This is a genomic window from Streptomyces sp. NPDC025638 (assembly GCF_055558775.1).
The window spans coordinates 34,365-58,240 of sequence record NZ_JBVHLX010000019.1 but is presented as its reverse complement, the minus strand read 5'-3'; the positions used below and the strand labels follow the sequence as shown (position 1 = coordinate 58,240).

Genomic DNA, 23,876 nt, shown 5'->3' with positions numbered 1-23,876 from the left:
GGCCGAGGAGACGACCGGCGGTCAGCAGGTTCCGCCGAGCAGCTCCCGCAGTTCCGCCACGACCGACTTCGCGTCCGTCCCGTCCAGTGCGGAAAGCGCGGCACGCCACTCGCCGTTCGCCTCTTCGACGCACCCCCGGCCGCGCAGCAGGAGCCCGTACTGGTGGCGGGCGAGACCGCCCATATAGCGATCGGCGCGGTCCTCCGCACGGCGCAGCAGTTCCGCGCACTCGTGCCAGGCGCGCTCGGCATGGCCCAGCCGCCGCAGTGCGCGGACCAGTCCGAGCCGGGTCTGGGACTCGCCGTGCCAGTCGCCGTGGCCGCCGAGGATGCGCAGGCTCTCCTCGAAGTGCGCGGCGGCCGCGGCCGGTTCGCCGAGGGTGAGATGGGCGTAGCCCATGTTGCAGTGCGCCGAGTGCTGCACGATGACGGCACCGATCTCGTCCCCGATCGCCAGCGAGCGCCGGTGCTGCTCGATGGCGGCCCGGGGGTCGGTGTGCTCGTACAGGTTGCCCAGATGGCTGAGGGTGACAGCCTCGCCGTAGGGGTCCTTCAGCTGCCGTGAGTACTCCAGGCTCTGCCGCAGCGCGTCCTCGGACTCGGCGTACCGTCCGAGCCCCTCCAGCAGCAGCCCCCGGTTGTTGAGGCAACGGCGGATCCAGGACCTCGTGCCGAGGTGCCGCCAGATCACCAGGGCCTGGTCGTTGAGACGGAGGGCGTCGTTCTGCCGGCCGGTCAGGAAGTGCAGCCCCGCGAGATCGCCCAGCGCATACGCCTCGGCGGCCTCGTCCCCGAGCCTGCGGGCGGTATCGAGGGCGGCCCGGCCGAGCACCTCCATCTCGGCGACACGGCCGCGGCGCTGGACGTACGGGAAGACGAGGCGGATGAGGGTGGACAGATGGGCGGCCGTGCGGCCGTCGGGCGCGCCGACTGTCGTGGGGTCGGCGGGGTGCGCGTCGGGACGCGCGTTTGGACGCGCGTCCGGCGATACGTCTGGCGATGAGCCCGGGGATGCGTCCCGGGCTTCGTCTCCGGCTTCGTCCGGGGCTTCGACCGGCGATGCGTCCGGCGATGCGTCCGCGTGCCGCTCCACCAGCGCGACGATGTTCTCCAGCTCCACATCGCCCCAGGCGAAGGCCTGTTCGGCGGAGTCGAAGGGCGGTACGGCCGCCACGTCCGCCGCGTGCCCGGGCGGCTGCGCGGCGGTCGGGTGGCGGCGGTCGTCCTGGTCGAGGCCGGGTTCGACGATCGCGGTCAGGGCGCGCTCGGCGACAGCGGCGTACCAGCGCAGGGCCGCGACGGCGGCGTCGGTGCCGTCACCGGTGGCGGCGTCGGCCCCCGCCAGTTCGCGGGCGAAGTCGCGGACCAGGTCGTGCGGTGCGTAGCGGCCGTACGCCGTCTCCTCCAGGAGGGCCACGTCGAGCAGGCGGTCCAGGGCGGCCTCGGCCCGGCGCTCGTCGGTGCCGGTGAGGCGGGCGAGCAGGGGTGCGCCGTATGCCGGGAGATCGAGCGCGCCGAGGCGGCGCAGGGCGAGGGCCGCGTCCCGGTCGGCCTCGCGCTCGGAGGCGGCGAGCGCGTCGTGGGCGACGGCCAGGGAGCGACGGACGCTCAGATCGTCGTACTCAAGGTGGCGCAACCGCCCCTCGGTGGCGGCCAGTTGAACGGCCAGGACGTCCGGGGTGAGCGCGCTGCGGGCGGCGAGCCGGGCGGCGACCACCCGCAGGGCCAGCGGCAGACGCCCGGTGAGGCCGACGAGCGGGTGCCCGGCGTGGAGCCCGTCGCGGCCGCTCACCGCACGCAGCAGCGCGGCGCTGTCCTCGCCCGTCAGCGGCCCGAGCGGAAAGCGGCGGGCGCCGTCGAGGGCGGTCAAGGGCGAGCGGCTGGTGACGATCACGGCGCAACCGGGGCCGGCCGGGAGCAGGGGGCGTACCTGAGCGGCGTTCGCAGCGTCGTCCAGGACCATCAGGGTGCGGGTCGGAGCGAGGATGGAGCGGAGCAACGCGGCGGCCGCGTCGGGGTGTTCGGGGATGCTCCGGGACTCTGCACCGAGGTCGCGGAGGAGCGCGGCGAGCGCCTGGGAGGGGGCGAGCGGGGGCACTCCGGGGGTGGCACCATGCAGGTTGACGTACAGCTGGCCATCAGGGAATCGTTCCCGCAGCCGATGCGCCGCGTGCAGCGCCAGGGCGCTCTTGCCCACGCCGGCCATGCCGGTGATGACGGCGACGGCAGGGGCCTTGGGGTCGACGAGCAGGCTGCGCAGTTCGTGCAGTTCAGGGATGCGACCGGTGAAGTGCGCGGGCGGCGGAGGCAGTTGAGCCGGCGCGGGCTGTCTGTCACCGGGCACCCGGCCTTCCGCCGTATCCGGACCCCCGCCCTCGCCACCGGTCCGGCTCTGGTCATCGGTCCGGCCCTCGTCACCGGTCCGGCTCTGGTCATCGGATCCGGACGGCTGTCTCCGCGGGGTCTCCTCGGGCGCGGGCGACACCTGGGCGCGGGCCTCGACGGCCACGGCTCCCGGACGGCCGTCGTACGACGGCTCCGCGCTGCCCGCTCCCCCGACGACCGGTGCCGGGAACCCCCGGAGCACCTCGACATGGGCGGCACGGATCGCCGGGCCGGGGTCGATGCCGAGTTCCTCGACCAGACGGGTGCGCAGGTCGCGGTGGACGGCGAGGGCCTCGGCCTGGCGGCCGGTGCGGTGCAGGGCGAGCATCAGCTGGCGGTGGTAGGCCTCGCGCAGCGGATGCTCGGCGACCAGGGCCGCCAACTCCGGTACCAGGCCGGACAGTCGCGTACCGCCGACGGCGAGCTCGGCGTCGTACCGCCACTCGATCAGGAGCAGCCGCGCCTCCCCCAGACGCTGCACGAAGGCGTATCCGCCGAGTTCGGCGGAGACCCCGCTCAGCGGCGTGCCGCGCCACAGCGCCAGCGCCGCCGCGCAGGCCCGCAGCACCTCGGCCCAGTCCCGGCGGGCGTGCGCGGCCCGTGCCTCGGCCACCCGCGCGTCGAAGACATGGACGTCCAGCTCGCCCTCGTCGACCCGCAGCAGATAGCCCGGCGCCACGGCCCGCAGCCGCTCGGGTTCGTCGAGGAGCCGGCGCAGGCGGGCGACATGGTTGTGCAGCGAGGCCTGCGCCGACGCCGGGGGCGCACCGCCCCACAGCGCGTCCTTGAGCGACTCGACCGAGACGACACGGCCGGCCTCCAGCAGCAGCGCGGCAAGCAGCGCGCGCACCTTGGGACTGCCGATCGCCCGGACCGCGGGCCCGGAGCCACTGCGGTCACCGGTGTCGTGGGTGAGGGCGGTGTCGTACACGACCGGGTCGTTCTCGGCGCCGTCGCCGGGGCCGTCGGCGTCGTACTCACCGCTGTACGAAATCCCGTACAGCGCTCGGTCATACAGAACGGGTGGTCCCAGCAGCCCGAACCGCAGCCCGCACCGCCGTATCACGCCGCTCCACTGCCTTCCCGCCCGGTCCCGTCCGACCGTGCTCCGCACCGGCATGCCCGCCGTCCATGGCGGATTTCCGCCCTGTCCAAGGCGGTTTCCCGCCACCCTCTCCCTGTCGGTCCGGGCCGGAATCCGCTACGGTTCCGGCTTACTCCCGTCGCTCTGCGTCGACTTCGCGCCAACCGCCTCGCGACCTACGGGAGAACCGTTGGCCACATGTTAGCGATCCGTTGGTGCGCCCTGATGTGATCACTGCATCGGATCTGGCCCGCCGGCGCGCGCGTGCGACGCGTAACTCGGGGGAGTGTCGCCGTAGGCCAGATCCGGGGACACATGAGGGCCCCGGTCGGCGGAGGTGAACGACCGGGGCCCTCGTCCCCACTTTTCTTCTCTTCTCTTCTTCCAGCTCTTCTCTTCTTCCGGCGTCAGACGACGGGCGGGCGCCCCAGCCGGGTCAGCCGCCACACCGTCCGCCAGCGCATGGGCCGTCGCTCACCGGCCGGCTCCCGCAGCCCTTCCACGAACCCGCCGAACCAGGCCCGCAGCCCGCCCGCCGAGCGGGTGCGCAGCAGGGTGAGCAGCGCCCAGACCCCGAGGTGGACCGGGATCAGCGGCAGGGGCAGCCGGCGCCGGACCAGCCAGACGCGGTTGCGGGCGGTCACCCGGTAGTAGATGGCGTGCCGGGCGGGCGAGGTCTTCGGGTGCTGGAGGAGCAGTTCGGGCGCGTAGAGGATCTTCCAACCGGCGTCGGCGGCCCGCCAGGCCAGGTCCGTCTCCTCGTGCGCGAAGAAGAACTCGGCGGGCCAGTCCCCGGTCTCCGCCAGCATCGCCATGCGCAGGGCATGTCCGCCGCCGAGGAAGCCGGTGACATAACCGCCCCGCATGGGGTCGGAGTTGCCGACGCGGGGCACGTGCCGCTGCTGGGTCTCGCCGTGCTCGTCGGCGATACGGAAGCCGACGATGCCCAGGCGCGGATCGGCGGCGTACAGATCCCGTACGCGGCGCAGCACATCGGCGTCGACCAGCAGCCCGTCGTCGTCCAGCTCGACGACGGCATCCACGTCACCGAACTCCCGGAGCCGGGCCAGGGCGACATTGCGCCCGCCGGGGCAGCCGAGGTTCTCCTCCACGTCGATGGTGGTGACCTCGCCGGGAAGCGACAGCCGCAGGGCGAACTCGGGCAGCCGGCACCCGTTGCCGACGATCACGATCCGGGCCGGGGGCACGTCCTGCTTGGCCACGGACTCCAGCAGGGCATCGACTTCGGCGGGCCGGTTCCCCATGGTCACCACGGCAACGGCGATCCTCGGCTCCACCACGTCTCTCACCCCATCCGGCCCTGGGCGGCGCCCGCGTCCTGACCGCGTGGCGCTCGCCGTTCACCAAGATGTTGCCTCAAGGGCGGTAGTTGTCCTGGGGCCGGTTTAGTTTGCGCCCTTTTTACGGCGGTTTTCCTTGCGCCGCACGAACTTCGGCCCCGACCAGTCGTCCCCGAGCGCGGTGACCTTCAACTCCACGACGCCGAGGGGCAGGAGCATGTCACGGAGATCGTTTTCGGCAATGTCGCTGACAGCCCCGGGATGTCCCACCGCGCCGGGGCATGCCACAGCCGCACCTGCTGTGCCGGCTCGATGCCGAGCTTCCGGGCGAGGGGTGTGCCCGAGTAGCCGCCTCCGACCGCGGGGGATCCGCCCATGTGCCGCCTCCGGTGCTCGCGTGTCCCGTGACACGATCTACGCACTCCGGCTGCCCGCCGCTGTACGCCGCCCCAGCCGAGCGCGCCCGAAGGCCCACGCGCCCAGACCCGTCAGCAGGGCCGCCCCGACTCCGTAGACCGGCAGCCACAGGGTGGTCGTGGATGCCAGGCAGTCGGCAATCGCGTCATGGCGGTGGACGACCTGCGCATAGGCCAGGGCGGTACGGTCGCGGCCGACGAGGTTCGCCAACGAGGCCTCCGTGCGGAGGCTTTCGAAGGCGCCCAGCCGATTGCACTGTTTGCGGGTCCCCGCCATCGGAAAGAGCCACGCCCAGCGCTGCATCATCGGAGCCAGCGCGACCGCGACACACAGGCTTCTCGGTGACGCCGCCCGGTATGCCCCACCTGCACGCCGAGCTGGGCGGGATGCGCTACCTGACCGACCAGCCCGTCGTGGCTCAACTCGTGGACCATCTCGGGCTGCCGACGACCCGCTTCCCGGTCGACGAGCCGCAGAACCTCGTCTATCTGCGCGGCCACCGCTTCACCCAGGCCCAGTGGAACGATCCCACGGTCGTGCCCTACGCTCTGCCGGCCGCGATCCGGGGCAAGACACCGGACGACGCTCTCATGTCGGTCATCGAGCGCTTCGTCCCCGGCGCCGCCACCATGGACCACCAGGCGTGGGACAAGATCAAACCGACGGCGTCGGCCAACGGCCGGTTCCTCTACGACATCGGGTTCTGGAACCTGCTGCTCGACGCGGTCGGCCAAGAGGGGTGGAACTTCCTCCACGACGGCTTCGGCTACGGCTCGGTGGTCGACAACGTCAACAGCATCGAGGCCATGGAGGCGTCGGTGGCCGACTTCGTCGGCTCCCCGCCGCCGCACTACCGGCTCCTGGTCAACGGCTATCAGACGATGCCCGAGGAACTCGTCCGGCGATTCGAGGCGGAGGGCGGGAGCGTCCACCTCCACCACCAGGTCCGCCGGATCGACCGGGAGACCGTCCATGGCGAGGACGTGCTGGCCCTCGCCCTCTCCGTCTGGCCCGAGGGACGGCCGCTCACGGTGCGGGCACGGCACGTCGTTCTGGCGATGCCCCAGCGCTCGATCGAGCTGCTGGACCCGGACACCTTCCTCTTCACCAGCGACCGGTTCCTGTCCGACCTCGGCTCGATCGTCCCGAGGCCCGCCTCCAAGCTCTTCCTCGGCTACGACCGGCCGTGGTGGGAGGATCTCGGCCTGCGGGCCGGCCGCTCGGTGACCGACCTGCCGCTGCGCCAGACCACTACTGGGGCGTGGAGGGGAAGCAGCCCAGGGCCGACCCCGACAACCGCAACGCCCTGCTGCTGGCCTCCTACAACGACCTCAACGACGTCGAGTTCTGGAACGAGTTGCTGACCCGGCCCAACCGCCTCGCCCCGGTGTCGGTGACCCGCCCTCCCCGGCCGATGGACGCGACGGCGTCAGGCCCGCTGGTAGACGAGGCACAGCGCCAGCTGCGCCAACTGCACGGCCCCGACGCCCGTATCCCCGAACCGACGTCCGCCTACTTCCAGAACTGGGTGCAGGCCCCGTACGGAGCCGCGTACCACTTCTGGCAGGTGGGGGCGAAGAGTTGGGAGGTCATGCCACGCATGCGCCGCCCGCTGCGCGACGCCAACCTCTACGTCTGCGGAGATGCCTGGTCGACCGGACAGGGATGGGTCTACGGCGCGCTCACCCAGGCCGAGCTGATGCTAGAGGAACACTTCGGCCTGCCCCGCCCGCCGTGGCTCCCGGCGAGTGTGTATCTCGGCCCGTAGGGCTGCTCCACGCATGACGCTGAGCGGCCACCGGACCGGTCTCCGCCTCCCTCCACGAAGGCACCATCGCCGCCCTCAAGGCACACACCGGCAAACGCGGCATGTCCGCGTACGTCGAAGCCCTCATCCGGCGCCGGCTCCGGGAGGCGCGACGCAGCCGGGGACGGCGCCACCTCCGCCGAACGAAAAAGCCCAGCTCAGAGCTGTTCTGAGCTGGGCTTCGATGGAGCCGCCTTCGGGATTCGAACCCGAGACCTACGCATTACGAGTTGTCCGATCTTGGTCCGGGGGCGTCCACTGGTATCCGCGAAGCAGGCTTCATGCCTGCTCAGTGGGGCCCCCAGACTGCGACGGACCACAGCGGACACGACCGGAAGCAGCGCCGATTGAGACCATGATTGAGACCATGGCGCAGGGTTGCATGTTGCTCAGCCATCCAGAAAGCCAGCAACGCCCTGCCCGAGTTGAGCGGCAGTCTGGCCCGTCGACAACATCAGATTCAACGTCTGCACCACCTTCTTGATCTTCTCCCACAAGCCAGTGCGGTTCAGATCTTCCTGCGCAGTCGTTCGCGTGACAGAGCCCACCAGGGCGAACAAAGCATCATCAAGCGGCTGAGTACCGGCAAATCGAACATTATGTATAGCTTGCAACAAAGCCGTCAAGTGACTCAGCATTGCGCGCTTGACTATGTTGGGCAGTTCCGCCTCAGCCACTTCCCCCATCAAGTCATTGATCATTTCGATGATGCGGGCCAAGTCATCATCCGAGACCGTAACTTCGGGCATGGAGCGATGCAGTTCGTAGGAACAGTGCGACAGGCTGTTGACTGCGGCAGACTGCGGTACCACGCCATTCGTAGCGAACGTGGTAAAGACACCAAATAGGTTCTGCCGTGCCGCAACCTGGATCATGCCCCGCTCGATGCTGTCCAGCCCGGCGAGCAGATGCTCCTTGCGCTCCTCGTCCTCCGACAGGGCGTGAACGGCTTCTCGAATCTGCGCCGGCAGACCTACGACGCCGCTGACGATAGCCGCCTCTCCAGCCAGTCCGCGCTCATTGCCGATCAGCTCAACGATGGCAATCCACGCCTCCTTCGTCTGCTGCTGCTGCTCGTTTGGAAAGGCTTCATGCAGGTCCAGGAGAAGCTTGTGCAGTCGGCCGGCGGGGTTGTCCATGTAGTGCACCATGGGTGCACCGTAGCCGCAGGGGCCGACAGCCGTGACCAGCGGGCGAAATCGTCGTCCACGCTCTCAGATCTTCGCGGGAGCCCCTGTTTGACTGGCCACTGAAGGTGGCTGCACGAGGCGCCCTGGGCCATGTCTCACCTCCGTCACAGAACGTTGGTTGCCTGATCGGCCGTGCGTCTTTGGCCCCACGATGGCGTGGTGGAAGTTGCTGAGCTGGTGTTGAAGTACGTCGAAGCCCTAGCGTGGCCGCTGGTGACGGTTGGCCTGGTCTGGGGGCTGCGCGGCCATATCCATGGCGCCTTCACTCGCATGACGCGCCTTGAGACGCCAGCAGGAGCAATCGAGTTTGCATCAGATGCCCGCGAGGTTCGCACTGAGGCAGAAGAGTTGGCGGCTGCATCTGGATCGGCGGAGCCGACGACGGCAGGTCCGGGGGAAGAGCACCAGTCTCGGTTCGGCATCTTCCAAGAGGCGTGGGATATGACCGATACATCACCGATTGGGGCGCTCATCACGGCTTGGCTTGTGCTGGAGTCGATTTACGCCAAGGCCCTCGCGGAGCGCGGAGGTGTGCCCCAGTCCGTAGGGGGAGTGATGCGGCCATCGATCCCCGTGAGGGTCGACGCAAGGTTGACTGAACTGGGGCTCTCCCCGGGTGCACTCGCGGTCTTTCAAGATCTGCGCCAACTACGCAATCGGGCGATACACGGCTTTGATGTGGTGACGCCAGTCGCCGCACGAGATTTCGTCGAGAGCGCTCGATACGTTGCGCTAGAGGTCTACGCGCTGCCCAAATTCCCCGACTCCGGGCACGCCGAAGACGCAGCCAGTTAGGTCGCCACAACGTGCTTCCTCGCGCGAGGGCAGGAGTGCGACGGAAGCCGCCACACCGCTGGGACGGACACAGCGTCGTGTCTGTTCAGAAGGCTTCCCCGGATGACAACGGACGGTGACGGACGTTCCCAAAGCGTGGACGGATTGAGACCACGATTGAGACCGGCCCAGCGCTCATGCGCCGCCGTCCGGGACCCCTCCGCAGCGGCCTGAAGTCGTGGGATTCTTGGGAGTGACGACCGGCGCACGGAGAGGGAGAGCGAGTGTCGCAGCAGGCCAACCCTCGGGGAACCTTCCTGAAGATTGCCGACGCGGTGAAGCGGCAGATCGAGGACGACCCTGACATGACGGAGCTCCCGTCCCTGGCTCAGGTCATGCGCGACCACAAGGTCTCACGCGGGGTCGCGCTCCGTGCATTCGGCGTGCTGCGGCAGGAAGGCGTGGCTGAACCAGCACCCGGCGAGCGGTGGCGCGTCGTGCGCTCGGGTGATCGAGTCGACCGGCGCCCGCTCGATCAGCGGATGGCAGACGTCATCACGGCTGACGGACTCAAGGTAGGGGAAGCGTTCCCGAGTGCTTCCGCGCTCGCCGAACGGTTCGGGGTCTCCCGTCCCACGGTGACCAAGGCTCTGGAAAAGTTGGAGACCGCCGGCGTGCTGGCGGGGGGAGGACAGGGCAGGGTGCGGACGGTCCGCGCTGTGCCGACGCGAGAGGAGCGTTCGTAGCTTGCCGACGTTGACGGAGTGGGCCTATCCCCTGGCTGAGTCCCTGCTCGCCGAGCCGCTGCCGCGGCGGTGGAAGCACTGCCTAGGGGTCGCCGAGAGGGCACGCACGATCGCCCTCGTTCTTGGCCAGGACGCGGATCTGTTGGAGGCCGCGGCGGTACTGCACGACATCGGTTATGCGCCGGACCTGGCCAAGACAGGCTTTCACCCGCTGGACGGCGCCCGCTACCTCCGGGATGTGGCCAACGCTGACGAACGTGTCGTCAACCTAGTCGCCCATCACTCCTGTGCCTGGTTGGAGGCGGAAGCGCGTGGCCTGCGTGAGGAACTGGAGGGCGAGTTCCCCCGCGAGAGCGCGCACCTGAACGACGCCCTCTGCTACTGCGACATGAACACCACGCCGGACGGCACGCCCACGAACCCGATCGACCGGATCAACGAGATCGCTGGACGCTACGGGCCCGATAGCTTGATCGGAAAGTTCATCCGCCGCGCGGAGCCCGAGATCCACGCGTGCACGTCCCGCGTCCTCGAACGCGTCGCCACCGCCAAGCGTCAGCCGATGTAGGGAGCGGTACGCGTTCGGTCCATGGCGTGCTCGATACGGAGCCGCATCGTGGGGTGGACGTCAAACTCTCGCAGGTCCGTTGGGTCAACCCAACGGACCTGCGTCGTCTCATTGCTCGTACGCAGCTCGCCGCCGACAGGCTTTGCGCGGAAGCAGATGCTGAACTGCTGGCGGACTTCTCCGTCGTCGTACTGCATGACGTGGCCAGGGTCCGTGTAGATCCCCGACAGCTCGACGACTTCCGCCTTGATGCCCGTCTCTTCCCAGACTTCCCGAACCACCGTGTCACTGATGGACTCACCCACGTCGTGGCCACCGCCGGGTAGCGCCCAACGTCCGTTGTCGGATCGCTGAATCATGAGCACCTGCCCCGCATCGTTTTGGACGAACGCCACGACCGAGGGAACGACCGAGTTGGCCGGCGGGGCGTCCTGATCGTGCAAGTAGTCGATGCGTCCCATGCTCACGCTCCCGTGATGTCGTGTTCCGTTACTGGCCTGGCGCCTTCCCAGGTCTGCTCAACGCTATTGGCAAAGGTGTCGAACAGCCCACCTCCGGGGAGCCGCCGCAGATGGAACACGGGCGCCATGTATGCGCCGATGCCGTAGACGTGGGTGTTGGCCAACATCTCGTCATCAGCGCGGTAGATCGAGTTGTAGAGCACCGTGTCATGCAGGCGGAAGGAAATCTCGGGGTGGCTGGTGAACAGCGGGCGGTAGTTCATCAGCGCATTACGGATCTTGCCATCCATGATGCGATGTCCTTCGTCGATGCCGCGTCGGATGACGGCTTCGCACTCTGGATCACCCATGAGTACCCGGATGCGGACGCCGTTCTCGGACTTCTCCTTCAGTGTCGAGAAGAAGAGAGGGTCCTCCGCCAGGTAGATGCCGGCGTACACAAGGATGTCTATGCACTTCGTGGCGCGCTCGCACATCTCGCGCCAGAGACCTGACGGCACCGTGTGTCGATGCGGGTAGGCAGTAACGATCTCGGCCTTCGTCAGGTCCGATGCGCTCTCGGCATTGCGGTCGTCGTCCCAGAGCGTCGTCACGTCGACCTTGAGAGCCGCCGCCGTTGCGTACTGATGCCGCCGGTACGGCGCCTTGCCTTGCGTAATCCAGCGCTCAACGGTCTTCGGATTGACCTTGATCTCCTCAGCGAGGCTCTGAATGGTCATGCCTCGCGCCAACAGGGCCGACCGCAACCGCTCGTTGGACATCTGCCCCCTCCGTTGGACATCTAGGGAGCTCTTGACGGTAGCGAGATCAACCAGAGCTGTCTACGTGCGGGGTGACCAACTCCCCTGACCTGGGGCGATTCTGATTGTGCGCCAAGAAGTCCCGGCGCAAACACCAATGGGTTCCGTGCCAGTACTTGACGGGCTCCTATGCAGTACCTGTAAAACAGGTACTGCAACAGGTCCTCCGGGCCCGCTTACACGCGGTCCGAGCGGCAGCAGCACCACCCGCCGGCCATCACCGGAGGGGAGCGGCAGACACAGCCCGTCGGCTGTCAGACCCGGTGCGAACAATCCGGACATCGGTCCACCTGCGAGGGGAACGAACCCCAAGCGCGGGTGGGTGCATTGGCACCGAGAGGGCGTACCGGAGGGGCAAGAAAGGCCTCGTTGAACGGCGCATCGATAGGACCGGGCGACACGGTTTCCCAGTGTCGCCACGAACGGACTAGGCAGTCCCTCGCGTTGTGCGTGAGTGCCGAAACGGGCGATGTCCAGGGAAGACACGGCCGCAGCGTCACAGACGCTACGCGGCCGTACCCAAGCACGAGGACGGGCCCGTCATGGGCCCGTCACTCGTCATGCGGGCAGGGCGCCGGCGTCACGTCGGTGGCCTGCCCGTTTGATGAGCAAACAGAGCGGTCCCCGGGTGGCACCCCAGGGGACCGCGGACAGGCACCTTAAGAGGAGGCACCTGTGGTCACCAGTCTGACAGAGACGGAGCGGGCGGAACTGGCCCGGAAGGCTGCTGAGGCGAACAAGCGCAGTGAGGACAACACCCGTGCCCGGAGCGGCCGTTGATGGCCGACTCGGAGCACGAGAAGACGAAGCCTCCGCTGCCGGTACGCCCGCCGCGTCCCCATCCGCACGCGGTCTGACCGGCCGCTTCCAACCGCCCCGATGGTCGCAGGCCAGGTTCGACTCCCGGCCGGGGCACTGTGGCCCGCCGCGCTCGCGGTGGTGGCCGCCCTGCCGGGCCGACCGCCCTCAACTCCCCGCGGTCCCCGGCTCCCTTCCATCCCTTCGAGCTGGGAGCTCCCATGCGCAATTACGTCTCCGGCCACCGGGCCGACACCCCACAGGACTTCTTCGAACTCGCCCTCGGTGCCCCTGCTGACCTCTGGCTCGACGCCGAGGGCGAGAGCGAGGAGGAGCGCGCGGCCCGGCTGGACGCAGCCCGCGACATCATCACCGACCCGGACTTCTACGACCTGCCCGCGCGCGTCGTCCAGCACGACCCGGAGCTCTTCAACGTGGTCGCGCTGCCCCGCCTCACCCGCCGCCGCGCACCGCGTAAGGCGGTTGCGGCATGAGCGGGGGTCTGACGCTGGACGACCTGTCCATGCCGCTGCGGGCGCTGCGCCTGCTCACCGCGGACTTCGGGCACCTTCCGGCACCGATGCTGGACGTGTCCACCATCTACCCGGACCGGCTGAAGCTGGCTTTCCACTACGACCTGGCCCACTTCGAGGCGTGGCGTGAAGCCCTCGGCATCGCTCCGGACACCGTGCAGCACGGTACGCAGGGTCCCGACGGCGGGACGCGCGTGCTCAAGACGTCCACCGAGTACGCGGGCGCGGTCCTTGAGCTGGTGGCTTACGCCGACATGCCCGACCCAGCACCGACCGGAGCGTCGGCCTGATGTCCGCCGCGTGGGGCAAGTGCTTCGACCCGTCCGGCGCCCGCTACGGCGTGCCCACCTACCCCTGGAAGCTCGCACCCGTCGGGCTCGCGACGCGCCGGCAGTTACGGGCCCGTGGCCTGCGCCCGGGTGGCCAACCGGTAGCGGCACAGGCCATGCGCATGAACCGGCGCACCGGAACGCCTCGGGTCGCCTACCTCTACCACGTCGACCGGGCGCTTCAGGTGAGGCCGATGACCTCCCGCAAGTGGGGTGCGCTCGCGCTGGCCATGCTCGCCCGCCGCACGTGCTCGAAGTGCCGTGTCGCCTACAGCTATTGCCTGCCGACCTCGCTTGGCATGTGTGTGCTGTGCGCCTACCCCGACGAACACGAAAGGAAGTGATCACATGGACATGGAGTGGAAGGAAGCCGCCCGCAGGGCGGTGCACTGGAGTCTGCCGGTCGGTCTGACCGGCTTGTCGCTGGGCTGGACCGTGTACGCGGTGGGGGAGATCCTCGCCCACCAGGCTCCGGCGCCGCTCGCGTACACCGTGGCTGGGATCTACGACGCGGTGTGGCTGTACGCGCTGGCCATGGAGACCGCGCACCGCCGGCAGGGATCGTCCGGCAAACTGCCCGCCTGCCTCGGCTGGCTGTTCCTGGTCACGTCGGTCGGTGTGCTGTTCACCCACGGCCTGATGAACGCCACCGCGGTCGTTGCGGTCATCGGCGCGGTCGTTCCCGCCGCGGCCAAGGCCACGCTGATCATGGCCGTGGAGCGGGACGCCACCCGCATCTCCTCCGCCGCGCAGCGGCAGATCGACGCCGTGCGCAGCGCGACGCGGGACCAGGTGGCTATCGGCCGCGCGGTCACCCGGGCCAAGGCCGACCGGCACGCCACGGCGGCCGTGCTGGAGCGCGAGGAGGGCAAGGCCCGCGGCAAGGCGCACAAGGTGCGTCACGAAGCGGCCGAAGAGCTGACGAAGCTTGCCGCAAAGCATCCGGTGGCCGACGTCCCGCAGGAGGTTCCCGCGCTGTTCTCGGACGAGGATCTCGCCCGGGTGCTGGGCCAGTGGACACAGGATGGTGTGTCCCCCGTGTCCCCGCAGGTCGGCCCTGTGTCCCCGGTCGGCGAACTGCCTGCGCCGCAGGATGAGGGACACGCCCCCGTCGATCTGTCGGGGCTGGCCGAAGCGGCGGCCGTGGCGGGCATCGAGACTCCCGAGCCGGGCGAGCCGCTGACTGACGACCAACTCACGGTCGTGCTGCGGTGGCTGCGCCATTCCGAGAACCCGCCGCTGTCCTACCGCAAGGCGCTGGCCGCGTATCGCGCGGCGGGCTTCTCTGCGAAGGAGGAGCGGGTGCGCAAGGCGTATGCCGCTCTGATCGACGCGGAGGCGTAACAGCGTCCGGCACACACCAATGACGGCCAGCCCAGGGAAAGTGGGCTGGCCGTCGTTGCGACTGCCGGAAGCAGTCGGCCGCACCAGTGAAGCAGACCCGGTGAGCCCCGGCGAGCGGCACCCTCGCAGACCCGGCGCGCAGACCTGGCGAGCCTGGTGCGGCATCCCGGCGGGCGCTCCCCCGCCGACAACAGCGCACAGTCCGAACCCCATTGACCGGCAAGGGAGTACCGCTGTGACGACTTCGGCCAGCACGGATGCCGCCGAGTACGTCGAGTTCTTCTTCATCCTCACCGCGCAGCTTCCCGGCGGTGACCAGGCCACGATCTCCGACACCGTCACCGTGACGCGCGGCGCCTCCCGCATCCAGGTGTACCGGGACATCCGGGACTTCGTCGCGCGCGAACTGGGCGACGCCCGCTTCACCGTCCTGTTCTTCTCGCTGGAACTCAACCAGCTCTGACCAGCACCTTTTTCTCGTGCAGGAGCCCGGACGCCAAGCCGTCCAAAGCACCGCGTCCGGGCCCTGCCCTCCTCCACAAAGGAGTGGCTCCCAGCATGACCGAGATCAGCACCGAACCGGTAGCCGTTCCGGCTGCCACCGCACCCTCTCCTGAGCCGTCCCCACCCACCACAACGGAGACAGCCCCGGCCGCGGCCGAGGTGGACCACACGCCCGGCGGCTGGCCGGTCGTACCGCTCGCCCTGTCCGGGGCGAACACCACGGTGGGCACGATCGCCGCCGCCTGTCTGGCAGGCGGGCCCATCGCCGCCCTGGTGGCCGCCACCGGAGCCGTCATCCTCGGCACGGTGGCCGCCACCCGCTCCCGCAAGCCCAACTCCCGCCGCGATGCCCGGCGCGCGGCCGCCCGCGCCGCCGGCCGCTCGGCTGCCCACAGTGCGGGCCTGCGCCACGGTCGGTCGGGAGCAGGAGGCAGCCGATCCGGTGGCCGTTCACCCGGCTCCCGCCGCTCCCGTGGCACGTCGGGCAGTATGCCTGGCCAGCACCGCCGCGGTACCGGCCACGCCAGCGGCGCCGTGGGCGCCAAGACCCGCGGCAAGGCTGGTGGAGGCGCGTCCAAGCACACGACCGGCGCCGGTAAAGCCACGGGCCGGGTCGGACAGATCAAGGCTCTGCGAGCCTCACAGCAGGCAGCGGCCGGCTCGCGCGCCGGGCAGCGGGCGCAGACCACGGCCGCTCGCCGCGCGATCGCCGACGCTCGCCGCAACGCCAAGGCCACGGCCGGCAACGCCCGGTTCGGCAAGCGCGGCACTGTCGGGGGCCGCCTGTTGGGTGGCGCCGCCCGCAAGGCCCGCGCCGCGCGGGATGCGGCGATCGCCAAGCACCGTGCCAAGCGCGACGCCAAGACGGACGGCAAGGTCGCCGCGCAGCGTGCCGCAGTCCGTAAAGCCCCCGCCCGCAAGGCAGCCAGGAAAGCGCTGCGCAGGTCCGCTGCCCGTTTCCACGGCCGCCGCCTGCTCGGCGCTCTGCTCGCCGCACCGGTCGGGCTGCTGGGACTGATCACCACTCCGATCGGCCGGAAGCTCAACATCCCGTGGCTGATCCACCCCGGCCGGCGCCTGTACCGGCGCCTCGCCCGTGCCGCCGGCGACCAGCGCGCCCAGCGGGACGAAGCCATCCGCGAGGAGCTGAGCGAGCAGGAAGCCGCCGCGGACGCGGCAGCCGCCCACGACGGCACGGACGGCATCGCCGACAGCATCCAGCGGCCGACCGCTCAGGTTCCCACCCGCACCCCCGTCTCAGCGCAGGCCAGTGAAGGAGAGCACGTGTCCGGATTCCGGTTCGAAGAGGCCGCGGCCGAGATGGAGCAGGCCGCCAACTCCTACGACCCCTACGACTGCATGGAGATCCTCGCCATGGTCGAGGGCCTGCCGGCCGCCCTCACGTCGGTGGCCAACGTCATGAAGATCCTCGCCGAGCGGTCCGACAACGAGTTCCCGCTGGAGAAGGAAGTCGCGGACGGCTTCAACGACATCTTCGGCGCCCTGATGAGCGCCGTCGCGGTCGCCGACGACATGGGCCCGCTGTTCAGGCAGGTCCACGCGCAGGACATCGCCCGCCACGAGGACCCCCGCAACGGCACCGAGGCCGAGAAGGGATGGAACGTCTGAGATGAGCAGCACCGCCACCACCAACAAGCAGCAGGGTAGTGGCCCGGTGCTGGACTGGACGGCCGGTCACGGACCCGTGACCGGCGCCCTGTCCGCCACCACCGGAGCCTTCGCCGTCGCCACCACCGGTGCAGCCACCGGCATGCCGCCCGGCTGGGCGCTCGCCGTCGGGGCGGCCGGCGCTCTGGGACACACCGTGGCCGGGCTGCGGGTGCGCAACGCCGGCCGCACCCTCGCCACCCGTGCCGCCTCCTGGCTCGTCGGGGCTGGCTGGACCACCTGGGCCATGGCCAACGGCCCCCTCACCTGGGCCGCCCTCGGCTCCCTGGCCACCATCGGCGTCGGCATCGGCGCCGCCGCCCGCTCCGCCGCGCTGTACGAGGAAGCGCGCGAAGAGGAGGCCATCGCCGCCGAACAGCGGCAGATCGCCCGGGAGCTGTCCGCGGAGCGCCGCGCGATCGCCGCGGAATGGGTCGACCGCATCCAGCGCGTGTGCTCCATCACCGTGCGCGTGCTGGGAGTTGAGATGTGGAAGACCGGCGCCGGGTACTCCATCGACGCCGAACTCCCGCCCGGCGGCGCCACCTGGAACAAGATCGCCGCCGAGTCCCCGCGGCTGTCCGCGGACGCCCGGCTGCCGCACGGCTGCACCGCCACCGCCTCCCCCGGCATCCACCAGGGCCGCGTCATCCTTGACGTGACCACGGTCAACGTCCTGGAAGAAGAACGCACCTACCCCACCGACTACGGGCCGCTGTCCGTGCACACAGGCATCCCGTGGGGCTACCGCACGAACGCAGAGCAGATCCTCGCCTACCTGCGCGAACAGTGCGCGCTCGTGGTCGGCCCGACGGGATCGGGCAAGACGAACATGGTGCACGCGGTCCTCGCCGGGTTCGCCCGCGCCGAGGACATGCTGACCTGGGTGATCGACCTCAACGCCGGATCGGCCGGCCTGCCCTGGGTGCTGCCCGCCCTCAACGGGGAGCTCACACGGGAGGACGGCAGGCCCGTGCGGCCCGGGATCGACTGGCTGGCCGGGACGTTCGACGAGGCCGTGACGATGCTGGACGCGGCCGTGCGCGTGGCCAAGCAGCGCAAGATGGGCTACCAGGACCTGCTCGCCAAGGCCAACACGGACCTGTTGCCGGTCAGCCCCAAGATTCCTCAGGTCATGCTTGTGATCGACGAGGGCGCGGAGATCCTGGCCAGCCCGGACCGGCAGATGCGCAAGCTCGCGGAAAAGATCCTTGAAGTCATCAGGATCGCCCGCGCCATGGGCGTGCGCACCGTGCTCACCGCCCTCGGGGCGACCGGCAGCGTGCTGGGCAACCTGATGATCCGGCGAGAAGCCAAGGTCCGTGTCGCCCTCACCGGCGGCGAGACCGAGGGCATGGACCTGAGCAAGATGTTCCCCGGCTCCCGCGGCCTGCGCGTGGACCAGGCCCCCTACAAGGGCGCCGGGTTCATGGGCACCCCCGAGTCACCGGCCGCGCTGTTCAAGGCCTGGCGGATCCTGCCCAACCAGATCCGGGACATCATCGCGGCCACCTCCGACCGGCACCCCGCACTCGACGACGTCTCCGCCAAGGCCGCCGGCCCTGCCTACGCCCGCCGCTGGGACGCCGACCGGATTGGGTGGATGCGCGAGCACATCCCCGACGACGACAGCACCGACGCCGGGCCGTCCGCACTGGGGTTGAGGCTGTCCGCGCTGAGCGGCCAGGAGACGGAACAGGTCTCGCCGGAAGACGAGATGCTGCGCCGCTTCCGGGCCGAGATCGACGCGCAGTTCGGCACCGCACCCGATCCGCACACCCCCACCCCCGACGCGCCGCCGGCTGTCTCGGGTGGGCTGAACCTGTCCGCTCTGCGTGGCGAGCAGGACAGCCCCGCACAGCAGGAAGCCCTCACACTGCTGCTCGCCGCCGGACCCGAAGGCACCGGGGCCTCCGCGATCGCCCGCGCGCTCGCCAGCGCTCATGGAACGACCCGGCAGACAGTCGTCGGCTGGCTCAAGGCGTGGGTCAAGGACGGCACCGCCGTCCGCATCGGGGAGGGCACCAAAGCCCGCTACGTCCACCGCCGACACGTCCCCGAGCAACCCCCGCAGGACTGATCACTTGTCGCTTGTCGCCCCGCCAGAACATGGGCCACTTCCCCGGGCGCGGAAGCCCGAAAACGGCTTGTGACCTGCGAGGCGACAAGCGACAAGCGACAAGACAAGCGACAAGCCGCACGACAAGCAACACGACAAGCCATAGCGCGGGCAGCACCCCCGGGATGCTGCCCGCCGCGCGTTTTCCGGGAGGCCGCTCGTGATCGTGACCCTGTCCGCCGTCGCACTCCTCGGAGTGCTGGCCTTCGTCCTGCTGCGTGGCCGCTACGTCGGCCCGTTCAGCGCGCTCGTGCTGTTCCTGTTCGGCTTCTTCACCGCCGGCACCAGCGCCGCCGCCACGATCCGCGCCATATGCCTGGCGCTCGCCGATGCCGCCCGCCACATCACCTGAATCCCTGCCTGGAGCCCCGATGCCTGACCACTCCGCGGCCTGGCAGCCGCGCATGACCGACGCCGAAGCCACCGCCGAAGCCCACCGGATCATCGCCGACGCCTATTCGCCCATGCCGCAGACGCCGACCTCCTACCGCGACACCACCCCGCTGCCCACCTACGGCACCACCCCGCCCGTCGTTCAGCCCGATCGCCGGATCGTGCCCGCGTGGGCCGCGGGCACGGCGGTCGCCGGCATCGGTACCGGCGCCGCGTTCGTCGGGATCGGCTGCGGAATCTGGCTCGCCTGCCAAGGATTCGCCGCCGTGACGTTGACCAGCGTCCTGTTCGTCACGCTGCCGATCGCAGCCGTGGGCGCGCTCGCCGCCGCCATCGGCTCCGCCCTGCGGTCGCTGAAGGCCACGCACAACGAGACCCACCACCACTACGCCGGGCCCGTCCGGCAGGAGACCAACCAGATCACCGCCCCGGCGTACGGGCTCATCGCCCGCAACCGCAACGAACTGCACCGCTGATCAAACCCGAGAGGAACCCAGCGTGTTCGAGATCCGCGTGATCTGCGAACCGGACGACGCCGACCGCGTCAGCCAGACCGTGGCTGCCGCGTTCGACACCGGCGCCGCACGCCAGTACCCCACCCGCGACGGCAAGCGCACCCGGCTGTACTTCACCGCCAACCACCGACCCACCACACCCGAAAGCGAGTGACCATGTCGTTCGGAGAGACCCCGATCACCATCATCGGCAACCTGACCGCCGACCCGGAACTGAAGTTCACCGACTCCGGCCAGGCGCTTGCCAAGTTCACCGTCGCCTCCACCCCGCGCACCTTCGACCGCGAGGCCAACCAGTGGAAGGACGGCACATCCACGTTCTTCCGCTGCGCCGCCTGGCGCGCCCTCGCCGAACACGTCGCCGAATCCCTCGGCAAGGGCTCGCGCGTGGTGCTGTCCGGCCGGATCCGCCAGCACGACTGGAAGACCCCGGAGGGCGACAACCGCTCGATGCTCGCCGTCGAGGTCGACGAAATCGGCGCGTCCCTGCGCTTCACCACCGTCACGATCAACGCCAAGCGCACCAGCGGCAACGGCTCCGCCGACGCCTCCGGCGACCCGTGGAACACCGACGGCAACGCCCCGAAGCCTCCGTTCTAGGTCGGCCCGGGGCGGCCATCGTCTCGCCAAAGTCCATGGCCGCCCCGGCTCCCTTGTCCTGACCACAAAAGCAGGGAGAGCCGTTGCTGTTCTACCTGACCACCCACAAACGGCACTGGGTGAAACTCACCAAGGTGCCGCTGTTCCTCAAATCCGAGCACTTCACCGCAGCGCGCACACCGCCCGTGGCACTGGGCCGCTACGCGGTCGACTCCGGCGGCTTCTCGGAGCTCCAGCGCCACGGCCGCTGGACGCGTACCCCGCGGCAGTACGTGGGCGACCTGCGCCGCATCTGGGAGGGCGTGGGCCCCTTCGACTGGGCCGCGCCGCAGGACTGGATGTGCGAGGACGTCATCATCCACGGCGGCACCATCGGCGGGCAGCGCTTCGTCGGCACCCACCTCAGCGTGGGCGAGCATCAGCGCCGCACCGTGGCCAACTACCTGGACCTGCGCTCCCTGGCACCCGAGTTGCCGATCGTGCCGGTTCTGCAAGGCCGCACCCTCGCCGACTACGAGCGGTGCGTGAGCCTCTACGAGCGCGCCGGCGTCGACCTGGCCCGGGAGCCCACCGTGGGGCTGGGCTCGGTGTGCCGGTTGCAGTCCACTCGCGAGGGTGCCGCGATCGTCACCGCCATGGCCGCGCACGGGCTGAGGCTGCACGGTTTCGGCTTCAAGACGCTGGGGCTGGAGCGCGTCGGCCACCTGCTGGCTTCCGCCGATTCCGCAGCCTGGAGTTACCACGCCCGCCGCAGAGCGCCGCTGGCCGGACACCCGCACAAGAACTGCGCCAACTGCCTGCCGTACGCGCTGCGCTGGCGCTCCCGCGTCCTTGACGCGCTGCCCACCTGGCAGCAACCCGCCCTGGACGCGGCCTGATCGCCCGGAGCGGCCACCGTCTCGCCAAAGTCCGTGGCCGCCCCGGCTCCCTTGTCCTGACCACAGAACAGGAGAACCTCCAGCATGCCCCAATCCACTGCCTCAGCGCTGCTGTCCGCAGCGCTACAAGCCGCCGCGCGCGGGTGGTGCGTCCACCCGCTCCGGCCCGACGGCAAGGGCTCAGCGCTGCACGGCGAACGAACCTGCCCGCGCACCGGCGAGTGCGCCGGCGGCCACGTGAAGTGGGAACAGCGCGCCACCACCGACCCCGACCGCATCCGCGCCGCGTGGTCCGTGGGCGCGTTCAACGTCGGTATCGCCCCGGGCCCCTCGGGTCTGGTCGTCGTCGACCTGGACGTGCCCAAGGAGAAAGACGGGAAGAACAGTTCGGCCGCGCCTTGCGGCGCGACGTCCTTCCTGGCGCTCTGCGAGCGCGCCGACGAGTCGTGGCCGACTACCTACACGGTCCGGACGCCCTCCGGCGGCATGCACCTGTACTTCACCGCCCCGGCGGGCGTCCAACTGCACAACACCGCCCGCACCGTGGCCCCATACGTCGACACCCGCGCGTGGGGCGGCAACGTCGTCGCCGCAGGCAGCACGACCCCGCAGGGCGCGTACGAGGTGGCCGACGACGCGCCCGTGGCCGCCCTGCCCACCTGGCTGCTGTCCCGCCTCCAGAACCCGCCCACACGCGAGGCGGCACCTGCCCCGCTGCGGATCCCGGGACAGGCCACCCGCCGCGCCACGGTGGCGCTGGAGCGCGAGACGGCCGCCGTCCGCGACACCCCCGAAGGTGGGGGCACGGAGGGCGGGCGGAACAACCAACTGCTGGTAAGCGCCCGCGCCCTGGGACGATTCGTCGCCTGGGGCGAGATCACCCGGGACATGGTTGAGGAGGCTTTTCAGGCGGCCGGCGAGGCGGCCGGACTGTCCGCGACCGAGTGCCGGACCACCATCCGCAGTGCCCTGGACTGGTCGATCCGCACCGCCCGCCCCCGGGAGGTCGCATGAGCCCCCAGCGCGCGCCTGAAAAGCCTCACCCGCCCACACCGGGCCGTTCGCGCCCGTCTGCGGCCACCCCTGACCCCCGCCGTGGCACGAAGGACGACGGCCGTCAGGCCGTCCTTTCAGCCCTTCCCCCCGGCCAGTACTCCAGCGCCCCACCTGCCGGCGACGGACGGTTCCCCGTGGCCTGGCTGCGCATCTGCGCCCCCAAGAACGTCACGCCGACGGCCACTTCGACGTGTCTGTGCGGCAGGGACCGCAGCGCCATCGGCCACGGCAAGGTGCACGCCCTCATCGCCGAGCACGAAGCCCACCGCGACGTCTGCCCGCACCGCACCACCCAGGAAAGGAGGAACGCCGCATGACCAGGGCCAACACGCCCGAGCCGTCCATCGACGGCGCGGCCCTGCTCGACGAGGTCGAAGCGTTCCACCGGCGCTTCAACGTCTTCCCCAGAGAAGCCGCGTACGTCGCCGTCACGCTGTGGGACGCACACGCCCACCTGATCGACGCGTTCGACGGCACCGCCCGACTCGCCTTCCTCTCCCCAGAGCCGGGATCGGGCAAGTCCCGCGCCCTGGAAATCGTGGAGACCCTCACCCCGCGCGCGGCCACCACCGTCAACGCCTCCGCCAACGCGCTGTTCCGACTCGTGGAAGCCGACGGAGGGACACCCACGCTCCTCTTCGACGAGATCGACACCGTGTTCGGCCCCAAGGCCGGCGGCAACGAAGAGGTCCGCGGCTTCCTCAACTCCGGCTACCGGCGCGGCGCCAAGTCCCTGCGCTGCGTCGGGGACGGCTCCAACCAGAACACCGAGTGGTTCTCCTCGTTCTGCGCCGTCGCCATGGCCGGACTCGGCTCCCTCCCGGACACGATCCTGACCCGCTCGGTCATCATCCGCATGCGCAAGAAGGCCCCCAACGAGAAGGCCGAACCCTACCGCCGGCGCGTCCACGAGAAGCAGGGTCATGCCCTGCGTGACCGGCTCGCCAAGTGGGCCGACACCGTCAAGGAAGCCGTCGCCACGGCCTGGCCGGAGATGCCCGAGGGAGTCTCCGACCGACCCGCAGACGTGTGGGAACCACTCCTCGCGGTCGCCGACGCGGCTGGCGGGCACTGGCCTGAGCGAGCCCGCGCGGCCTGCCTGGAACTGGTCCGTGCTGCCGGCGAGGGCAACGGTTCCTCCCTCGGCATCCGGCTATTGACCGACCTGCGAGACAAGGTGTTCTGCGGCTCAGAGCGCATGCCCACGGCCGTGATCCTCGAAGTCCTGCACCGGATCGACGACGCCCCGTGGACCGACATGGACGGCAACGGCAAGCCCCTGAACGCCCGGATGCTGTCGAAGATGCTCGGGGAGTACGTCACCGCCACCAACGAGCCGATCCGGCCCCGGTCCATCCGCACCGCCCAGGGCGTACCCAAGGGGTACTACGCCGAAGATCTCACGGACGCGTGGCTGCGCTACTGCCCCCCACTCCCCGAGAAATCCGCTACGTCCGCTACATCCGCTACACCGCAGGTCAACGGGGGTGAATCCGTAGCGGAAGAGCTTCCCGGCATCCGCTACATCACGCCCGAAGCCGCTACCGCCGACCGCACGGCGTAGCACTACGCATCCGCTACATCCCGCCCATCCGCTACACGCAACA

26 protein-coding genes are annotated in these 23,876 nt (G+C 70.0%); 20 read left to right on the top strand and 6 right to left on the bottom strand.

The features are described from left to right. Positions 1-21 precede the first annotated feature (21 nt). The 3 genes from ACZ4EG_RS37640 to ACZ4EG_RS37630 form a co-directional block, all read right to left on the bottom strand. Positions 22-3,504 (bottom strand): AfsR/SARP family transcriptional regulator, encoded by a 3,483-nt coding sequence (locus tag ACZ4EG_RS37640; protein ID WP_467793819.1) that lies wholly within the window; start codon positions 3,502-3,504, stop codon positions 22-24. Between the two features lie 371 nt (positions 3,505-3,875). Beyond that, positions 3,876-4,769 (bottom strand): glycosyltransferase family 2 protein, encoded by an 894-nt coding sequence (locus ACZ4EG_RS37635; protein ID WP_453547571.1) that lies wholly within the window; start codon positions 4,767-4,769, stop codon positions 3,876-3,878. Positions 4,770-5,183: 414 nt separating this feature from the next. Then, positions 5,184-5,396: a hypothetical protein gene (locus tag ACZ4EG_RS37630; protein WP_467793818.1), complete on the bottom strand. Its 213-nt coding sequence runs from the start codon at positions 5,394-5,396 to the stop codon at positions 5,184-5,186. A gap of 146 nt (positions 5,397-5,542) precedes the next feature. Here ACZ4EG_RS37630 and ACZ4EG_RS37625 point away from each other — a divergent pair, with 146 nt between their 5' ends. Beyond that, complete coding sequence (locus ACZ4EG_RS37625) at positions 5,543-6,550, top strand: flavin monoamine oxidase family protein (RefSeq protein WP_467793817.1); 1,008 nt, start codon at positions 5,543-5,545, stop codon at positions 6,548-6,550. Beyond that, on the top strand, positions 6,448-6,954 hold the full coding sequence (locus tag ACZ4EG_RS37620; RefSeq protein ID WP_467793816.1) for an FAD-dependent oxidoreductase: 507 nt from the start codon (positions 6,448-6,450) through the stop codon (positions 6,952-6,954). Before ACZ4EG_RS37625 ends, ACZ4EG_RS37620 begins: the two co-directional genes overlap by 103 nt. Positions 6,955-7,382: 428 nt before the next feature. Here the strand turns inward: ACZ4EG_RS37620 and ACZ4EG_RS37615 are convergent, their stop codons facing one another. Further along, a complete protein-coding gene (locus tag ACZ4EG_RS37615; RefSeq protein WP_467793815.1) occupies positions 7,383-8,144 on the bottom strand; it encodes a hypothetical protein in 762 nt (253 codons plus the stop codon). A gap of 198 nt (positions 8,145-8,342) precedes the next feature. On the opposite strand from ACZ4EG_RS37615, the gene ACZ4EG_RS37610 reads away from it, so the two are divergent. From ACZ4EG_RS37610 to ACZ4EG_RS37600, 3 genes are all read left to right on the top strand, one after another. Then, positions 8,343-8,978 (top strand): hypothetical protein, encoded by a 636-nt coding sequence (locus tag ACZ4EG_RS37610; protein WP_467793814.1) that lies wholly within the window; start codon positions 8,343-8,345, stop codon positions 8,976-8,978. A 263-nt stretch (positions 8,979-9,241) separates the two neighbouring features. Then, positions 9,242-9,703 (top strand): GntR family transcriptional regulator, encoded by a 462-nt coding sequence (locus ACZ4EG_RS37605; RefSeq protein WP_467793813.1) that lies wholly within the window; start codon positions 9,242-9,244, stop codon positions 9,701-9,703. Between the two features lies 1 nt (position 9,704). After that, positions 9,705-10,271, top strand: a complete 567-nt coding sequence (locus tag ACZ4EG_RS37600; RefSeq protein ID WP_467793812.1) for an HD domain-containing protein — start codon at positions 9,705-9,707, stop codon at positions 10,269-10,271. Here ACZ4EG_RS37600 and ACZ4EG_RS37595 read toward each other — a convergent pair. Next, positions 10,259-10,732 carry an NUDIX domain-containing protein gene (locus tag ACZ4EG_RS37595; RefSeq protein ID WP_467793811.1) on the bottom strand — a complete coding sequence of 158 codons (474 nt, stop codon included), beginning with the start codon at positions 10,730-10,732 and terminating at the stop codon, positions 10,259-10,261. The two genes, ACZ4EG_RS37600 and ACZ4EG_RS37595, sit on opposite strands and share 13 nt — an antisense overlap. 2 nt (positions 10,733-10,734) lie before the next feature. Further along, the gene (locus tag ACZ4EG_RS37590; protein ID WP_467793810.1) at positions 10,735-11,493 is read right to left on the bottom strand and encodes a helix-turn-helix domain-containing protein; all 759 of its coding nucleotides are present in this window, start codon (positions 11,491-11,493) and stop codon (positions 10,735-10,737) included. Between the two features lie 1,058 nt (positions 11,494-12,551). Here ACZ4EG_RS37590 and ACZ4EG_RS37585 point away from each other — a divergent pair. From ACZ4EG_RS37585 to ACZ4EG_RS37515, 15 genes are all read left to right on the top strand, one after another. Then, a complete protein-coding gene (locus tag ACZ4EG_RS37585) occupies positions 12,552-12,824 on the top strand; it encodes a hypothetical protein (RefSeq protein ID WP_467793809.1) in 273 nt (90 codons plus the stop codon). Further along, positions 12,821-13,153 carry a hypothetical protein gene (locus ACZ4EG_RS37580; RefSeq protein WP_467793808.1) on the top strand — a complete coding sequence of 111 codons (333 nt, stop codon included), beginning with the start codon at positions 12,821-12,823 and terminating at the stop codon, positions 13,151-13,153. The genes ACZ4EG_RS37585 and ACZ4EG_RS37580 overlap by 4 nt, the downstream gene beginning before the upstream one ends. Continuing rightward, positions 13,153-13,536 carry an RRQRL motif-containing zinc-binding protein gene (locus ACZ4EG_RS37575; RefSeq protein WP_467793807.1) on the top strand — a complete coding sequence of 128 codons (384 nt, stop codon included), beginning with the start codon at positions 13,153-13,155 and terminating at the stop codon, positions 13,534-13,536. The genes ACZ4EG_RS37580 and ACZ4EG_RS37575 overlap by 1 nt, the downstream gene beginning before the upstream one ends. A 4-nt stretch (positions 13,537-13,540) precedes the next feature. Next, positions 13,541-14,536, top strand: a complete 996-nt coding sequence (locus tag ACZ4EG_RS37570; protein WP_467793806.1) for a hypothetical protein — start codon at positions 13,541-13,543, stop codon at positions 14,534-14,536. Between the two features lie 235 nt (positions 14,537-14,771). Continuing rightward, a complete protein-coding gene (locus ACZ4EG_RS37565; protein ID WP_467793805.1) occupies positions 14,772-14,999 on the top strand; it encodes a hypothetical protein in 228 nt (75 codons plus the stop codon). A gap of 95 nt (positions 15,000-15,094) precedes the next feature. Continuing rightward, the gene (locus ACZ4EG_RS37560) at positions 15,095-16,669 is read left to right on the top strand and encodes a hypothetical protein (RefSeq protein WP_467793804.1); all 1,575 of its coding nucleotides are present in this window, start codon (positions 15,095-15,097) and stop codon (positions 16,667-16,669) included. Position 16,670: 1 nt separating this feature from the next. Beyond that, positions 16,671-18,788: a hypothetical protein gene (locus ACZ4EG_RS37555; RefSeq protein WP_467793803.1), complete on the top strand. Its 2,118-nt coding sequence runs from the start codon at positions 16,671-16,673 to the stop codon at positions 18,786-18,788. 199 nt (positions 18,789-18,987) lie between these two features. Continuing rightward, entirely contained in the window at positions 18,988-19,179 is a 192-nt protein-coding gene (locus ACZ4EG_RS37550; RefSeq protein ID WP_467793802.1) for a hypothetical protein, read from the top strand. A gap of 19 nt (positions 19,180-19,198) precedes the next feature. Next, positions 19,199-19,696: a hypothetical protein gene (locus ACZ4EG_RS37545; protein ID WP_467793801.1), complete on the top strand. Its 498-nt coding sequence runs from the start codon at positions 19,199-19,201 to the stop codon at positions 19,694-19,696. A gap of 22 nt (positions 19,697-19,718) precedes the next feature. Next, complete coding sequence (locus ACZ4EG_RS37540) at positions 19,719-19,889, top strand: hypothetical protein (RefSeq protein WP_467793800.1); 171 nt, start codon at positions 19,719-19,721, stop codon at positions 19,887-19,889. 2 nt (positions 19,890-19,891) lie between these two features. After that, the gene (gene ssb / locus ACZ4EG_RS37535) at positions 19,892-20,335 is read left to right on the top strand and encodes a single-stranded DNA-binding protein (protein WP_467793799.1); all 444 of its coding nucleotides are present in this window, start codon (positions 19,892-19,894) and stop codon (positions 20,333-20,335) included. A gap of 83 nt (positions 20,336-20,418) precedes the next feature. Continuing rightward, complete coding sequence (locus ACZ4EG_RS37530) at positions 20,419-21,213, top strand: deazapurine DNA modification protein DpdA family protein (protein WP_467793798.1); 795 nt, start codon at positions 20,419-20,421, stop codon at positions 21,211-21,213. An 84-nt stretch (positions 21,214-21,297) separates the two neighbouring features. Continuing rightward, positions 21,298-22,227, top strand: coding sequence for a bifunctional DNA primase/polymerase (locus ACZ4EG_RS37525; protein WP_467793797.1), 930 nt, complete (start codon positions 21,298-21,300; stop codon positions 22,225-22,227). Positions 22,228-22,403: 176 nt separating this feature from the next. Beyond that, positions 22,404-22,586, top strand: a complete 183-nt coding sequence (locus ACZ4EG_RS37520; protein WP_467793796.1) for a hypothetical protein — start codon at positions 22,404-22,406, stop codon at positions 22,584-22,586. Further along, the gene (locus ACZ4EG_RS37515; protein ID WP_467793795.1) at positions 22,583-23,833 is read left to right on the top strand and encodes a DUF3631 domain-containing protein; all 1,251 of its coding nucleotides are present in this window, start codon (positions 22,583-22,585) and stop codon (positions 23,831-23,833) included. The genes ACZ4EG_RS37520 and ACZ4EG_RS37515 overlap by 4 nt, the downstream gene beginning before the upstream one ends. Positions 23,834-23,876: the final 43 nt, after the last annotated feature.